Source organism: Streptomyces asoensis, from assembly GCF_013085465.1.
Lineage (GTDB): Bacteria > Actinomycetota > Actinomycetes > Streptomycetales > Streptomycetaceae > Streptomyces > Streptomyces cacaoi_A.
On sequence record NZ_CP049838.1, the window covers coordinates 7,552,813 to 7,568,898 of the forward strand.

The window sequence follows — 16,086 nt, forward strand, 5'->3', positions numbered from 1 at the left end:
CGCATTCTGGTGAGACCTGCCCTCCGGGGGGACGGTTCGGATCCTTTGCGGCCGGGACGGGCCGGATCGGTCGACCGGGTTGGAAACTGTTTCCGTGAGGGAGCAGGAGTACGCGCGGATCGAGCGGGAGAGACGGTTTCTGCTGGCCGCTCCTCCGGCACCTTCGTCGATAACGGTTACCCGGCTGATCCGGGACCGGTATCTGGAGGGAACGCGGTTGCGGCTCAGACGGATCGAACGCCCGGACACCGGTTCTCGGGAGCTCAAGCTCACCCAGAAGGTGCCCGCGAACCGGCCGGGTGCCGTCCAGGGACTGATCACGAACACGTATCTGTCGCAGGCCGAGTACGACCTGCTCGCCTCGCTGCCGGCGGCGGTGCTGTCCAAGACGCGGTTCAGTGTGCCGCCCCTGGGTGTCGACGTCTTCGTCGGTCCTCTGACGGGCCTGGTTCTTGCGGAGGCGGAGTTCTCCGGCGACGAAGAGGCGCTGGCCTTCGTGCCGCCCGCGCAGTGCGTGGCCGAGGTCACGGACGACGTGCGCTTCACCGGCGGCATACTCGTCAGCGCCTCCCGGCGGGAGCTGTCGGCCTGGCTGGCCGAGTACGGAATCCGGCTTTCACCGGGAGCGGACAGCGAGCCCGGGCATGACCATTCAGCCCCCATGTACTAGAGTTATCTCGACATCGAGATATCTGCCGAGGCGCCCCGCAGTCGCCACCCTGGTAAGGGTTACCTAACTTAGCCTGACCTTAGCGGATCGGCCAAGTCTGCGTGGCGGCAGGATGCGGTGGTAAGCGCACATCAATGAAGGAGACTGTCGTGTCGGCGAACAGCTTCGACGCCCGCAGCACGCTGCAGGTGGGCGACGAGTCGTACGAGATCTTCCGGCTGGACAAGGTGGAAGGCTCGGCTCGCCTTCCGTACAGCCTGAAGGTGCTGCTGGAGAACCTGCTCCGTACCGAGGACGGCGCGAACATCACCGCCGACCACATCCTTGCGCTCGGCAACTGGGACTCCCAGGCCCAGCCGTCGCAGGAGATCCAGTTCACGCCGGCCCGCGTGATCATGCAGGACTTCACCGGCGTGCCCTGTGTCGTCGACCTCGCCACCATGCGTGAGGCCGTCAAGGAGCTCGGCGGCGACCCGGCGAAGATCAACCCGCTGGCCCCGGCCGAGCTGGTCATCGACCACTCCGTCATCGCCGACAAGTTCGGCACCAACGACGCCTTCGCCCAGAACGTCGAGCTGGAGTACGGCCGCAACAAGGAGCGCTACCAGTTCCTGCGCTGGGGCCAGACCGCGTTCGACGAGTTCAAGGTCGTCCCGCCGGGCACCGGCATCGTCCACCAGGTGAACATCGAGCACCTCGCTCGCACGGTTATGGTGCGTAACGGCCAGGCCTACCCCGACACCCTGGTCGGCACCGACTCGCACACCACCATGGTCAACGGCCTCGGCGTCCTCGGCTGGGGCGTCGGCGGCATCGAGGCCGAGGCCGCGATGCTCGGACAACCGGTTTCGATGCTGATCCCGCGCGTCGTGGGCTTCAAGCTCACCGGCGAGCTCACCCCCGGCACCACCGCCACCGACCTCGTGCTGACCATCACCGAGATGCTCCGCAAGCACGGCGTCGTCGGCAAGTTCGTCGAGTTCTACGGCGAGGGCGTCGCCGCCACCTCCCTCGCGAACCGCGCCACCATCGGCAACATGTCGCCGGAGTTCGGCTCCACCGCCGCGATCTTCCCGATCGACGACGAGACGCTGAAGTACCTCAAGCTCACCGGCCGCTCCGAGCAGCAGGTCGCGCTCGTCGAGGCGTACGCCAAGCAGCAGGGCCTCTGGCTGGACCCGAAGGCCGAGCCGGACTTCTCCGAGAAGCTCGAGCTGGACCTCTCCACGGTCGTCCCGTCCATCGCCGGCCCGAAGCGCCCGCAGGACCGCATCGTCCTCGCGAACGCCGCCGAGCAGTTCAAGAGCGACGTCCGCAACTACGTCGCCGACGACGACGAGGCGGGCAAGGAGTCCTTCCCGGCCTCCGACTCCCCGGCCGCCTCCAACGGCGTCCCGTCGAACCCGGTCACCGTGACCGCCCCCGACGGCTCGACGTACGAGATCGACCACGGTGCGGTGACGGTCGCAGCCATCACTTCCTGCACCAACACCTCCAACCCGTACGTCATGGTCGCCGCCGCGCTCGTCGCGAAGAAGGCCGTGGAGAAGGGCCTGACCCGCAAGCCGTGGGTCAAGACCACGCTCGCCCCGGGTTCGAAGGTCGTAACCGATTACTTCGACAAGGCGGGTCTCACCCCGTACCTCGACAAGGTCGGCTTCAACCTCGTCGGCTACGGCTGCACCACCTGCATCGGCAACTCCGGCCCGCTGCCGGAGGAGGTCTCCAAGGCGGTCAACGACCACGACCTCGCCGTCACCTCGGTCCTCTCCGGCAACCGGAACTTCGAGGGCCGGATCAACCCCGACGTCAAGATGAACTACCTGGCCTCCCCGCCGCTGGTCGTCGCGTACGCCCTCGCGGGCTCCATGAAGGTGGACATCACGCGCGACGCCCTCGGCGTCGACCAGGAGGGCAAGCCGGTCTTCCTGGCCGACATCTGGCCCTCCGAGGCCGAGGTCAACGACGTCGTGGCGAACGCCATCGGCGAGGACATGTTCAACAAGTCCTACCAGGACGTCTTCGCGGGCGACGCCCAGTGGCAGGCGCTGCCGATCCCGACCGGCAACACCTTCGAGTGGGACGCCGAGTCGACCTACGTCCGTAAGCCCCCCTACTTCGAGGGCATGACGATGGAGACCACCCCGGTCTCCGACATCGCCGACGCGCGCGTCCTGGCCAAGCTGGGCGACTCGGTCACCACCGACCACATCTCCCCGGCCGGCGCGATCAAGGCCGACACCCCGGCGGGCAAGTACCTCACCGAGCACGGCATCGAGCGGCGTGACTTCAACTCCTACGGCTCGCGCCGAGGCAACCACGAGGTCATGATCCGCGGCACCTTCGCCAACATCCGCCTGCGCAACCAGGTCGCGCCGGGGACGGAAGGCGGTTACACCCGCGACTTCACCCAGGCCGACGCGCCGGTGTCGTTCATCTACGACGCCTCGCGCAACTACATCGAGCAGGGCATCCCGCTGGTCATCCTGGCCGGCAAGGAGTACGGCTCCGGTTCGTCCCGCGACTGGGCGGCCAAGGGCACCGCGCTGCTCGGCGTCAAGGCCGTCATCGCCGAGTCCTACGAGCGCATCCACCGCTCCAACCTCATCGGCATGGGTGTCATCCCGCTTCAGTACCCGGCGGGCCAGTCCGCCGAGACCCTCGGCCTGACCGGCGAGGAGGCCTTCTCCATCGCCGGCATCACCGAGCTGAACGACGGCACCACCCCCGCTACGGTCAAGGTCACCACAGACACCGGTGTGGAGTTCGACGCGGTCGTCCGCATCGACACCCCCGGTGAGGCGGACTACTACCGCAACGGCGGCATCCTTCAGTACGTGCTGCGCAGCCTGATCCGCAAGTAACCGATCGGGCAAGCGGTTCCGCAACCGATCCCGGCAAGCGGTTCCGCAACCGATCGAGCAGCGGTTCGGCAAGCAGTACGGCAAGGCAATGGAGGGCCGCATCCCCGTCGGCGGGGGTGCGGCCCTCCGCCGTGCCGCCCGGACGCCGGACCTCGTGGCCGACCAGTGCCGATGCCCCTTTGGGCCGCGGCGGTCGGCGGGCAGTCGGCAGCCCCCGGGCAGGCCCTCGGCAGGCCTGCCCGGGGCCTGGGACCGAAAGCCGTGCGCCGCCACGGATCGGCACAGAGGGAAAGAACCCCGGTTCGCACGGCTTCGGCTCAGTCGGAACACAGGGTTCCCTCAGTCAACCGGGACAGGATCAGGACATGGCTGGCATCTCCGGTACCCGAAGCGGACGGGTCCGCGTTCTGATCGTCGACGACGAGCCCGCGCTCACCGAAGTGCTCTCCGTGGCCGTCACCGAGGCGGGCTGGCGCCCCTACCCGGCCGCCGACGGACACAGCGCGCTCAGGATCGCGCGCGGCTGCGCCCCGCACGCCGTCGTCCTCGACGGCATGCTGCCCGACCTCGACGGCATCCAGGTGCTGCGCCGTCTGCGCTACGAGAACCCCGAGCTGCCCATCCTCATGCTCACCGCCCGCGACGCCCTGGAGTTCCGCATCGACGGGTTGGCGAACGGGGCCGACGACTACGTCACGAAACCGTTCTCACTGGAGGAGGTCGTGCTGCGCCTGCGCGGGCTGCTGCGCCGGTCCGGTGCCGAACGGACCCGCACCGACGACTCCGTACGCGTCCTCGGCGACCTGGTGCTGACCGGCGAGTCCCGTGAGGTGCACCGGGACGGTTCGCGGATCACCCTGACCGCCAAGGAGTTCGAACTGCTCAGCCTGCTGATGGAGCACCCGCGGCAGGTCCTGAGCAAGACACAGATCCTCGACCACGTCTGGACCAGCACCTTCGACGGCGGCGGAAACCTTGTCGAGGTGTACATCTCGAGCCTGCGCCGCAAGCTCGACCGTGGCCGCCCACCCATGATCCACACCGTGCGCGGGCTGGGATACGCCATCAGGCCGGTGGAGGACGGAAGATGAGGACTCGTCCGAGTAACGTCCGCCCGCAGGGTGCCGGTTCGAGGGATGCCCGTCCGGCCGACGTCCGTCCAGCCGATGCCGGCCCTGGGTATGTCCGTCCTGGGGGTGTCCGACGGTGGGATTTCCGTAGGGCGGATGCCCGTCCGCGGGGTGGTTCCCTGCGCACCCGTCTCCTGGTCTTCATCAGCGTCGTACTCGTCGCCGTGTGCGCGGTGATGGCACTCACCACCGTTTTCGCCCAGCGTGCCTACCTGCTGGGCAACCTGGACGACCGGGTCACCAACGCCGCGGAACGCAGCCTGGGCGGTGCCTCCCTCCACCCGGACCTGACGCAGGACCTCACCTTTCTCAACGAGAGCGGCCATCCGGCCGGGATGCTCGCCGCCCGTCTGGGCGCGGACGGCACCGTCCTCGCGGCGGCGACGGTGGGCCAGGACGCTCCGCCGCAGAACCTGTCGGCAACCCAGATCGCGTCCCTGAAAGGCATCGAGGCCGACGGCGGTCTGCACACCAGGACGGTCCCCGGCCTGGGCACCTACCGCTTCACCGCGCTCGGCAACAACGGTGTACGCGTTCTCACCGGACTCCCGATGGACGACGTCCAGGACATGATCGGCGGCCTGGTGGTCGTGGAGGCGGTCGTCGCCGCGGCGGGCCTGACGGTGGCCGGCTGTGTCTGCGCGGTGGTCATCCGACGTCAGCTGCGTCCCCTCGGCAGGGTCGCCGCCACCGCCGTCGAGGTCTCGCACGCCCCGCTCTGCCGCGGGGAGGTAACCGGTCTCACCCGGGTTCCCGAACGGGACACCGACCCCGGCAGCGAGGCAGGTCAGGTGGGCGCCGCCCTGAATCGCATGATCGACCATGTGGAGTCCTCGCTCGCCGAACGCCAGCGCAGCGAGGAGCGGATGCGCCGCAGCGAGGAACGCATGCGCCGCTTCCTGGCCGACGCCAGCCACGAACTGCGCACCCCTCTCGCCTCCATCGCCGGATACGCGGAGCTGATGAACCGGGGAACGGACCGCATCGAACCGGGACTGGCCTGGCGCCGGGTGACGGCCGAGTCGGCGCGGATGACGGGCCTGGTGGAGGACCTGCTGCTGCTCGCCCGGCTGGACGAGGGCAGACCGCTGCAATCTGCCGAGGTGGACCTCGCGGCGCTCGTCGCCGAGGCGGTGTGGGACGCCCGGGCCGCGGGCAGCGGCCACGACTGGCAACTGGAGCTGTGCCTCGACGAGGCGCCCCTGGTCCTCGGCGACGAGGCACGCCTCCACCAGGTGGTCGCCAACCTGTTGGCCAACGCACGTGTGCACACACCCGTTGGCACGAGTGTCGTGGCCGTGGTGGAGGCAGGACGGGGGATGTGCGCGGTGCGCGTCCGGGACGACGGCCCAGGCATCCCGCCCGACCTCCTCCCGACGGTCTTCGAACGCTTCACCCGCGCCGACGCCTCCCGGGCCCGTGCCACCGCCGGCAGCGGCGCCGGCCTCGGCCTCGCCATCGTCGCGGCGATCACGGCGGCCCATGGCGGTCACATCGACGTGCACAGCGAACCGGGCCGCACGGAGTTCACGGTGGAGCTGCCGCTCACGGGGGATACCGGCGCGGACACGCTGACCTGGAGTCCACGGGTGTCGGTGCGATGAGCTGACGCGCCGCCGAGGTGCCCGAGCCGGCGAGCCCCGCCGCACCACGCTGGGACTTCACTCAGCCCGATCACCGCGCACAGCCGAGCCGTTCCACTCGGCCGCCTCGATCCGCTTGCTCCGGCAGGTACCGATCAGACGCCAGGAAACCGCTGTCCACGACGATGCTGATGCGACGACATCGGCCCCATCGAACGTCCCGTCGGGCCACCGCAGCGGGTCGCATCAGGAACACGGGCGAAGCGCCGGCCTGCCATGTTCCAGTCGGCAACCTGCCCGACGAGCCGTCGAGTCCACGTGATCCAGAAGCCGCCTCTTCAGTTTTCCCTCAGTTTTCGCACCCAAAGTCGTCCCCGGCCCGGCACTCCGCCACGGACGTGCCAACGACGAAGGGAGCCAGCCGAGATGACCGATTCCACCACCGGGGAACCGGAACCGCAGGCGCAACCGCAGCCCGAAACCGGTCGACGCTCTCACGCCGGCCGCCGAAACTTCATGCGCAAGGTTTTCCTCGCCAGCGGCGCCACCGCCGTGGCGACCATGGGCGGGGCCGGAGCCTGGGCCGCGATGGCCGACGATGCCACCGGCTCGGTGGACGCCACCGCCTCCGCCTCCCCGAGCGGTGGGGCCGGCGGCGGGCCGGGCGGTGGGGCCGGCGGGGCCATGCCGACGGAGGGCATCACGGAGGAGTTCTTCGGTCTCACCACGGACGGCAAGCGGATCGAGGACCTGTACACGATCCACTCGCAGAAGGTCGCCACCGCGCCGGTGACCGCCGCTGCCCAGGCCTTCCTCGCCGGGCTGAGCGACAGCGAGAAATCCGACGCGCAGTTCGCCATCCACTCGACCGAGTGGCGGCTGTGGAGCAACACGGACGCCTACTCCCGCCAGGGTGTTTCCATCGCGGATCTCTCCGACGAGAAGAACGCCCTCGGCGAGGCTCTGCTGAAGGCCGCGCTCAGTGCCCAGGGACTGGAAACCACCCAGCTCACCCGGAAGATCAACAAGGCTGCCTGCGAAGCCATCAACAGCACGCAGTACGCCGAGGCGTACTACTGGACGATCATGGGCACGCCCTCCGCCACCGAGCCCTGGGGTTTCCAGTTCGACGGCCACCACCTGGTCGTCAACTACTTCGTCCTCGGCGACCAGGTGGTCATGAGCCCGTGTTTCTGGGGTTGTGAGCCGACCTCGATGGAGATCGACGGCACGAAGACCGAGGTGATGCAGGAGGAGATCGAGGCGGCGCTCGCGGTCGTCAACTCCCTCGACTCCACCCAGCAGTCGACGGCGATCCTCAAGTCCGAGAAGGACAACGACGAGATCACCGCCGGCGCCTTCACCGACAACGCGGTCGTCGAGTACAAGGGCATCCTCGCCACCCGCCTCACCGCCGCCCAGCGCAAGCTGCTGTTCACGCTGATCGACCGTTTCGTGGGCAAGGCCAAGGACGACGTCGCCAAGGTCCAGATGGCCGAGATCAGGAAACATCTCGCCGAGACCTACTTCGCCTGGATGGGGGGTACGGCCGCCGAATCCGCTTTCTACTGCCGTATCCAGAGCCCGGTCATCTGGATCGAGGTCGACTGCCAGTCGCCGTTCGCGTTCGGCTCGCTCTACGGCGAGACCAACGGCGGGGCCCCGACTCAGCAGCATCTGCACTGTGTGGTCCGCACACCCAACGGCAACGACTACGGCAAGGAGCTTCTGCGCCGGCACCTCGAGACGTCGCCGCACCACCACTGACAGCCGACGTTTCGCAGGAGCGCCGTACGTGCCCGTTTACAAGTGGGCCGTACGGCGCTACCTTCCGCCACAGGTGAAGTGGGAGCGCTCCCATATCTGCTCGCGTCCGGCGGACCGGAACCTGTCGGGCTCGGGTCCGGGAGGCTCCCACTTCACGCCCCCACACCCGCATCCGCAGTGCACCCCATGCACGCACGGTCCGTACACGGAAGGCGGACTCATTTGCCATGCAATCTGTCATGATCACGTCAGACTCGAGGCCAAGGTTACGCACCCGGGCCCTCCTCCTCGTCCTCCTCGCCCTGCTGGCCACCGTCCCCGCCCTGGGCCTGATCGTCACGACCGGCGGCAAGGCCGAGGCTCACGGCACCCCCATGAAACCCGGCAGTCGCACTTTCCTGTGCTGGCAGGACGGGCTCACCGACACCGGTGAGATCAAGCCGATCAACCCCGCCTGCAAGAACGCGCAGCAGGTAAGCGGTACCACGCCGTTCTACAACTGGTTCTCGGTGCTGCGTTCCGACGGGGCAGGCCGCACCCGCGGCTTCGTGCCGGACGGCCAGTTGTGCAGCGGCGGCAACGCCAACTTCACCGGTTTCAACGCGGCCCGCAGCGACTGGCCGCTCACCCATCTCACCTCGGGCGCGAGCGTCGACTTCTCCTACAACGCCTGGGCGGCACACCCGGGTTGGTTCTACGTCTATGTCACAAAGGACGGCTTCGACCCGACCCAGACCCTCACCTGGGACGCGATGGAGAGCCAGCCCTTCCTCTCCGTCGACCACCCGCCGCTCAACGGCAGTCCGGGCACGGTCGAGGCCAACTACTCCTGGACCGGCCAACTCCCGGCGAACAAGTCCGGCCGGCACATCATCTACATGGTCTGGCAGCGCTCGGACAGTGCCGAGACCTTCTACTCCTGCTCCGACGTCGTCTTCGACGGCGGAAACGGCGAGGTAACCGGCATCCATGAACCGGGCAACCCGACCGAGCCCGTTCCCGGTACCTGCACCGCCACTCGGCGGACCACCAACAGCTGGACGGGCGGCTACCAGTCCGAGGTGACCGTCACCAACTCCGGCGACGTTCCGATGCTCGGCTGGATGGTCGACTGGACGCTGCCCAGCGGCCAGTCGGTGGCCAGTCTGTGGAGCGGCAACGCGACGTACAACGGGCAGGCGGTGATGGTCCACAACGCCGACTGGAACGGCTCGTTGAGTCCGGGCCAGAGTACGACGTTCGGATACGTCGTCTCCGGTTCGGGCGGCGACAGCGCCACGAGCCTTCCATGCAGGGTCGGCTGAGCAAGAGCAGCTCAGGGCGGGCCTGCCCCAAGGGGGGGGAGAGGGGCGGTCCGGGGAGTCCCCGCCCGGACGGTGCCACGGGCAGGGATCGCGGTGCGACAACGTTGTCTCAACGTCGCGTGGACGACCCTACCGGGTCAACGCGTGTAGGAGCCAACCGAGTTGGATACGGGTTGGCCGGGAAGCGCCGGCCGTCGCCCAGGTACCCGCGTACATTTCTCGCCGCGGGGGAGATGCGTGATCGCCTCGGTCCGACACTCGTAGAGCACCACTCCGCAGGGGCGCCGGCATTCCGGCGTCCTGCACAGCCCCCGGCCCTCGCGGGCGGTGGTCACGTGATGTGGACCTCAGCCGGTCAACGTCGATGCCAGCCAGTGGAGTTGGCGTGCCACCTGCTCTCCCTCGCCGCCCTCGTGCCCGTTGAACGGATACGCGTACATCTCCCTCCGGGGATCGGCGCCACCGCTCAGCTCCCCGTACCGGTTGAACGCGGCGTACGCCCCGCTCGGCGGGCAGACCGTGTCGCGCAGGCCGGTGCCGAAGTGGGCGGGGGCCTGGGCGCGGCGGGCGAAGGAGACACCTTCCACGTAGGAGAGCGTGCGGTATGCGGTTTCTTCGATTCCGCGGTGGACGGAGAGGTAGGTGGCGATCTCGCCGTACGGACCTGTGTCGGTGAGGTCCAGGGCGCGCCGGATCCCGCACAGGAGCGGGGCCGTGACCAGGACGGCGGCCAGATCGGGGAGCAGGCCCGCGACAGCGAGGGCGAGTCCGCCGCCCTGGCTGTTGCCGACGGCGACCGTGCGGGCGGAGTCGACGCCGGGTAGCGCCCGAGCCGCCGTCACCGCTCGTACCGCGTCCGTGATCAGACGGCGGTAGTGGTAGTCATGCGGGGAGCGAAGGCCGCGAACGGCCGGACCCGGGCCGCCAGGCGCGGTGGCGTGCGGGTCGGGGGTGGCGCCCCCGTTGCCGTACTGGTCGCCCTGGCCGCGGTTGTCCATCAGTAGGTGGGCATAACCGGCGTTCACCCAGGTCAGGCGCTCGTGGGGGAGACCGCGGCCACGTCCGTAGCCGACGTATTCGACAACCACCGGAAGCGGTTCCCGAGCGCCCGCCGGCAGGCTGAACCAGGCGCGCACCGGATCCCCCGCGAAGCCCCGGAACGTCACGTCCCAGGTGTTCGTGAGGCGGAGACCGTTGTCGACGGGGTGCACCGACACGAGCGGGGCCGGCTGCCCGGCCTCCTTCAGGGTGGCCCTCCAGAACGCGTCGAAGTCGTCGGGCTCGTCGGGCTCGGGGCGGTGTCGTTCCAGCTCCGGCAGCGGCAGGTCGAACGCGGGCACGGGGGCACCTCGCAGGGGTTGTGGGCGATCGATCGTTGCGTAGGTCAGCCAGAAATTTGCGGTGGACGGTAGCACTCAACTTCCCGGTTCTACCCCGCCGGTGACGGAATCCAACGCCATGCGCCGTCCCACCAGTCCGCGGTGCAGCACCCATTGACAGCGCTTTCCGTGAGCCCTTACGTTGCCGCAGAGTTACCGGTAAGGGCACGAAAGTTTCGAGATCACGCGCTGCGAATCGAGCGTTTCGAAGAACGCCCCGGGAGGCCCGAGCATGAGCACCTCCACCACATCGGCCCCACCCCCAGGAACCCAGGACCCGCCGCCCAAGACCCGGCACGGTCCCGCGCATCCGGTCGCCGCGCGCCGCGGCTGGCGGCGGGCGCTGCGCCGGGACTGGCAGCTGTACTCGCTGGCCGTGCTGCCGCTGCTGTTCTTCCTGGTCTTCCGTTACCTGCCGATGATCGGCAACGTGATCGCGTTCCGCCGCTTCGAACCGGGCGGTTCGATCCTGGGGGAGCAGTGGGTGGGGCTGCGCTATGTGCGGATGTTCCTGACCGACCCCACCTTCTGGCAGGTCTTCCGCAACACCCTGTGGCTCGGCGGACTGACGCTCGTGTTCTGTTTCCCCATCCCGATCGTCCTGGCACTGCTGCTCAACGAGGTGCGCCGACGCTCGCTGAAACGGTTCGTGCAATCGGTTTCGTACCTTCCGCACTTCCTGTCGATCGTGATCGTCGCGGGCATCACCATGCAGATGCTGGCCACGGACGGCCCGGTCAACCATGTGCTCGACTGGTTCGGCCACGATCCGGTCCGGTTCATCCAGGAACCCGGCTGGTTCCGCACGATCTACGTCGGCTCGGAGATCTGGCAGACCGCGGGATGGGGCACGATTCTCTACCTCGCCGCGCTCACCACGATCGACGAGGACCTCTATGAGGCCGCCCGGATCGACGGTGCGAGCCGCTGGCGGCAGATCTGGCATGTCACCCTGCCCGGTATCCGCCCCACCATGATCACGCTGCTGATCCTGAACATCGGCACGTTCCTGGCGGTCGGCTTCGAGAAGGTCCTGCTGCTCTACAACCCGCTGACCTACCCGACGGCCGACGTGGTCTCGACCTACCTCTACCGGGCCGGCGTCGAGTCCAACAGTTTCAGCTACGCCGCCGCGATCGGTCTGTTCGAAGCGATCATCGGTCTGGTGCTGGTCACCGGCGCGAACCAGCTGTCGCGCCGCACGGTGGGGACGAGCCTGTGGTGAGCCTCCTGACGTCCCGTGCTCCGCGTCCTCGCACCTCCGTGAACCAGCCGACGCGTGGCTACCGCGTCTTCCAGGGCGTCAACGGCGTGATCCTCACCCTTGTCGTGCTGGTGACCCTCTATCCCTTCGTCAACATCATCGCCCGGTCGTTCAGCGGTGAACGCCAGATCCGCGCCGGTGAGGTGACCCTGTGGCCCGAGGGGTTCAACCTCACCACGTACAGAATCGTTTTCCAGGACTCGATGTTCTGGCGCAACTACGGAAACACCGTGCTCTACACGGTTGTCTCCACCGTCGTCGCCATGGTTCTGACGACCTGTTACGCCTATGTCCTGTCGAAGAGGAATCTCAAGGGGCGGGGCGTTCTCGTCGGAGTCGCCGTCTTCACCATGTTCTTCACCGGCGGGCTGATCCCGAACTACGTCCTGGTCACCAGCCTCGGCCTGAAGAACTCCGTCTGGGCGATCGCGCTGCCCAACGCGATCAGCGTCTTCAACCTGCTGGTGATGAAGGCATTCTTCGAGAGCCTGCCGACCGAACTGGAGGAGGCCGCGGAGATCGACGGTCTGAGCACCTACGGCATTCTGCTCAGGGTCGTGCTGCCGCTGTCCAAGGCGGTCATCGCGACGATGCTGCTCTTCTACTCGGTGTCCTTCTGGAACTCCTGGTTCTCCGCATACCTCTACATGGACCGGACCGAACTCATGCCGGCCACCGTCTATCTGCGCAACCTCATCTCAGGCGCCACCACGGGAGGCAACGCGGGCGCCGGTACGGAGCAGCTCAGTCAGGTGGGGGCCAACATCCAGGCGGTCACGATCGTGCTGACATCGCTGCCCATCCTCTGTGTCTACCCGTTCGTCCAGCGCTATTTCGTCTCGGGCGTGATGCTCGGCGCGGTCAAGGGCTGAGAGCCGTCCCTCTTACGGAACAAGGGAGTATCCGTGAAGAACGCCGGTCAGCTGTCCCGACGTCAGATCCTCACCGCCGCAGGCTTCATCGGCCTCGCCACCCTCACCGGGTGCGGCAGCGGCGACGACGGAGGGGACTCCAAGGACCTCTCCAAGAAACAGAACGGTGCGATGAAGGAGTACCGCGCGGGCCAGCAGTTCAAGGCGTCGAAGCCGCTTTCCTTCTCGGTCCTGCACAACAACAACCCGGTCTACCCGTTGAAGGACAGCTGGCTGTTCTGGAAGGAACTCACCAAGCGCACCGGTATCACGCTGAAACCCGTTGCCGTCCCGCTGAGCGATTACGAGAAGAAGCGCAGCGTCCTCATCGGCGCGGGCGACGCCCCGTTCCTGATTCCCAAGACGTATCACCCGTCGGAGGTCGCCTTCGTCTCCTCGGGCGCGATCCTGCCGGTCAGTGAGTACGTGCACCTCATGCCCAACTTCCAGGACAAGGTCAGAAAATGGAAGCTGGAACCGGAACTCGACTCCATCAGGCAGTCCGACGGCAAGTACTACCTTCTTCCCGGCCTGCACGAGAAGGTCAAGTCCGGCTACTCGCTGTCCCTGCGCACGGACGTCCTCGACAGGCTCGGCCTGAGACTGCCCACCACCTGGGACGAGGTGTACGACGTCTTCAAGGCGATCAAGGCCGAGTACCCCGATCGCTACCCGTTCACCGATCGCTGGAGCACCAACACCCCTTTCCCGGCAGCCGCGTTGCTCAGCTACCTCGGCCAGGCGTACGGCGTGAGGGCGGGCTGGACCTACGACAACATCAGTTTCGACGCGAAGGCCGGGGAGTTCGTCTTCACCGGCGCCACGGACGGCTACCGCCAGGTGATCGAGTACCTGAGGAAACTGGTCGCCGAGAAGCTGATGGACCCGGAGAGTTTCACCCAGACGGACGACGACGCCGTGCAGAAGCTGCTGGGCGAGAAATCCTTCGCGATCAGCGCCAATCCGCAGGAGCTGGTCCAGAACTACCGCTACAACCTGGAGAAACAGGTGAGCGGAGCGAAGATCGAGATGGTGCCGGTGCCGCTCGGTCCGGCCGGTCCGGTGGTGCTGGGCGGCGCCCGGTTGGAAAACGGTGTCATGGTCTCCAGTAAGGCGCTCAAGAGCGACACCTTCGTCGCGATGATGCAGTTCGTCGACTGGCTGTGGTACTCGGACGAGGGCCAGCGGTTCGCCAAGTGGGGTGTCCAGGACGTCACCTACACCCGGGCCGGCGACCAGTACAAGCTGGAGCCGGGCATCACCCTCATGGGCTCGGATCCGGATGCCCCGAAGGACCTGCAAAAGGACTACGGCTTCTTCAACGGTGTCTTCACGTACGGCGGCAGCTGGGCGCTGGTCTCCTCTTCCTTCAGCCCGGACGAGAAGAAGTTCCAGGACGCGATGGCCCAACGCGAGCAATTGCCGATCGGCCCGGCCCACCCGTTGCAGTCCGTGGAGCAGGAACAGGCGTCGCTGTGGGACACGCCCCTGAGGGACCACGTCACCCAGAACACGCTCAAGTTCGTCATGGGCAAGCGCCCGTTGTCCGAATGGGACGACTACGTCACCGAGTTGAAGGCCAAGAACATGGATCAGCTCGTCGGCCTGCACAACAAGGCGCGTGAACGCTTCAAGAAGGAGAACGGGTGAGCACCGTTCCCGCCGAGCCGACAGGTCGACTCTCCGACGCCTGGCGTTTCTGTGTGGGCACCGGACGGATCGAACTCGCCCTGCGTCGCGACTACCAGGACTCCCTGGCTCTGATCCAGCGCGAAATCGGTTTCCGTCACATCCGCGGCCACGGCCTGCTCAGTGACGGCATGGGCGTGTACCGCCCGTACGACCATGAGGGAACCCGCCGCACCCACCACTCCTTCACCTACGTCGACCAGGTCGTCGACGCCCTTCTGACGGCCGGCATCCGCCCCTTTCTCGAGCTCGGCTTCATGCCCGCCGAACTGGCCTCCGGAAGCCGGACCGTCTTCTGGTGGCAGGGCAATGTCACCCCGCCCCGCTCCCACCGCGAGTGGGCCGACCTGGTGCGCTCCACCCTCGCTCACCTCGTCGACCGCTACGGCCTCGACGAGGTTCGCACCTGGCCGATCGAGGTGTGGAACGAGCCGAACCTGCCCGACTTCTGGCAGGACGCGGACGAAAAGGCGTATCACCGCCTGTACGAGGTCACCGCGCACACGGTGAAGGAGGTGGACGCCGGCCTCCAGGTCGGGGGCCCGGCGATCTCCCCGGGCGCCGACGACTGGCTGGAGCGGTTCGCCGAGTTCGCCGAGCATCGGGACGTGCCCGTCGACTTCGTGTCGAAGCACGCCTACACCTCCGGCCCCGCGCAACACGTGCCGTTCGGCGTCCACCAGACCCTGGCCCCGGCATCCGGCCTGCTCGACCAGTTCGCCACACCCCGCGCACTCCTCAAGGGCACCCGGCTGGCAGAACTACCGGTACACATCACGGAGTTCAACTCCTCCTACCGTCCTGACAACCCGATCCACGACACCGCTTTCCATGCCGCTTACCTGGCCCCGGTCCTCGCACACGGCGGCGACCTCGCCGACTCCTTCTCGTACTGGACGTTCAGCGACATGTTCGAGGAAATCGGTGTCCCCACCGCCCTCTTCCACGGTGGGTTCGGGCTGCTCACCCACCGGCAGATCAGGAAACCGACGTACCACCTGTACACGTTCATGGCGCGGATGGGCCCCGACCTGCTCGCGCGCGGCGACGACCACCTGGTCACCCGCCACCCCGACGGCCGGATCACGGTCCTGGCCTGGGCGCCCGTCGACCCGACCGGCGAGAGCCCCGGCCCCGACCGGCATCTGCTGCGGCTGTCCCTCCCGGTTGTGGCGCGCGAGGTCTTCGTCCGCCGGTCCACCGTCGACGAGGAGCACGGAAACGCCTACACCGCCTGGCGGCACATGGGCAGCCCGCGCTCACCGAAGCCCGGGCAGCTGGACATCCTGCACGAGGCCGCCGAGCCCGCCCGCAGCCACCGGCGGCTGCCCACGAGGGAGGGCCGCGCCGAACTCGACCTCACCCTGTCCCGCCACGAGATCACCCTCGTCGAACTCACCCCGGTCACCGACGAAGCCCCTCCCTGGTGGGACGAACGACGGCTGCTCGGCGAGGCGGTGGCATGAGCGCAGTAAGCGCTTCGATACCGCTTTCCTCGCCCGCCGGTCACCCGGAGGAAAGACCG

11 protein-coding genes are annotated in these 16,086 nt (G+C 67.6%); 10 read left to right on the top strand and 1 reads right to left on the bottom strand.

All coding sequences use genetic code 11. The features are described from left to right. Positions 1-94: 94 nt before the first annotated feature. From G9272_RS33955 to G9272_RS33980, 6 genes are all read left to right on the top strand, one after another. Positions 95-670, top strand: a complete 576-nt coding sequence (locus G9272_RS33955) for a hypothetical protein (protein WP_253268034.1) — start codon at positions 95-97, stop codon at positions 668-670. 149 nt (positions 671-819) lie between these two features. Next, entirely contained in the window at positions 820-3,534 is a 2,715-nt protein-coding gene (gene acnA, locus G9272_RS33960; RefSeq protein ID WP_171400046.1) for an aconitate hydratase AcnA, read from the top strand. Between the two features lie 365 nt (positions 3,535-3,899). Next, the gene (locus G9272_RS33965; protein ID WP_171400047.1) at positions 3,900-4,625 is read left to right on the top strand and encodes a response regulator transcription factor; all 726 of its coding nucleotides are present in this window, start codon (positions 3,900-3,902) and stop codon (positions 4,623-4,625) included. A 215-nt stretch (positions 4,626-4,840) separates the two neighbouring features. Continuing rightward, the gene (locus G9272_RS33970) at positions 4,841-6,268 is read left to right on the top strand and encodes a HAMP domain-containing sensor histidine kinase (RefSeq protein WP_253268035.1); all 1,428 of its coding nucleotides are present in this window, start codon (positions 4,841-4,843) and stop codon (positions 6,266-6,268) included. A 495-nt stretch (positions 6,269-6,763) separates the two neighbouring features. Then, positions 6,764-8,014: a DUF3500 domain-containing protein gene (locus G9272_RS33975; protein ID WP_253268036.1), complete on the top strand. Its 1,251-nt coding sequence runs from the start codon at positions 6,764-6,766 to the stop codon at positions 8,012-8,014. Positions 8,015-8,253: 239 nt separating this feature from the next. Further along, positions 8,254-9,318 (top strand): lytic polysaccharide monooxygenase auxiliary activity family 9 protein, encoded by a 1,065-nt coding sequence (locus G9272_RS33980; RefSeq protein WP_171400049.1) that lies wholly within the window; start codon positions 8,254-8,256, stop codon positions 9,316-9,318. Positions 9,319-9,665: 347 nt separating this feature from the next. Here G9272_RS33980 and G9272_RS33985 read toward each other — a convergent pair whose 3' ends face one another. Beyond that, positions 9,666-10,658, bottom strand: a complete 993-nt coding sequence (locus G9272_RS33985; protein WP_171400050.1) for an acetylxylan esterase — start codon at positions 10,656-10,658, stop codon at positions 9,666-9,668. 271 nt (positions 10,659-10,929) lie between these two features. On the opposite strand from G9272_RS33985, the gene G9272_RS33990 reads away from it, so the two are divergent. From G9272_RS33990 to G9272_RS34005, 4 genes are read left to right on the top strand one after another with little or no spacing between them, the layout of a single operon-like run. Continuing rightward, entirely contained in the window at positions 10,930-11,922 is a 993-nt protein-coding gene (locus G9272_RS33990) for an ABC transporter permease (protein WP_171400051.1), read from the top strand. 38 nt (positions 11,923-11,960) lie between these two features. Continuing rightward, the gene (locus G9272_RS33995; protein WP_171400052.1) at positions 11,961-12,833 is read left to right on the top strand and encodes a carbohydrate ABC transporter permease; all 873 of its coding nucleotides are present in this window, start codon (positions 11,961-11,963) and stop codon (positions 12,831-12,833) included. Positions 12,834-12,866: 33 nt separating this feature from the next. Beyond that, positions 12,867-14,522: an ABC transporter substrate-binding protein gene (locus tag G9272_RS34000; protein WP_171400053.1), complete on the top strand. Its 1,656-nt coding sequence runs from the start codon at positions 12,867-12,869 to the stop codon at positions 14,520-14,522. Next, positions 14,519-16,027, top strand: a complete 1,509-nt coding sequence (locus G9272_RS34005) for a GH39 family glycosyl hydrolase (protein WP_171400054.1) — start codon at positions 14,519-14,521, stop codon at positions 16,025-16,027. Before G9272_RS34000 ends, G9272_RS34005 begins: the two co-directional genes overlap by 4 nt. The last annotated feature ends 59 nt before the right edge of the window (positions 16,028-16,086 follow it).

Excerpts from the sequence above, each read along its gene's own strand:
- G9272_RS33965 (WP_171400047.1), top strand. The coding sequence starts at position 3,900 with ATGGCTGGCATCTCCGGTACCCGAAGCGGACGGGTCCGCGTTCTGATC.
- G9272_RS33970 (WP_253268035.1), top strand. The coding sequence starts at position 4,841 with ATGGCACTCACCACCGTTTTCGCCCAGCGTGCCTACCTGCTGGGCAAC.
- G9272_RS33975 (WP_253268036.1), top strand. The coding sequence starts at position 6,764 with ATGCGCAAGGTTTTCCTCGCCAGCGGCGCCACCGCCGTGGCGACCATG.
- G9272_RS33980 (WP_171400049.1), top strand. The coding sequence starts at position 8,254 with ATGATCACGTCAGACTCGAGGCCAAGGTTACGCACCCGGGCCCTCCTC.
- G9272_RS33990 (WP_171400051.1), top strand. The coding sequence starts at position 10,930 with ATGAGCACCTCCACCACATCGGCCCCACCCCCAGGAACCCAGGACCCG.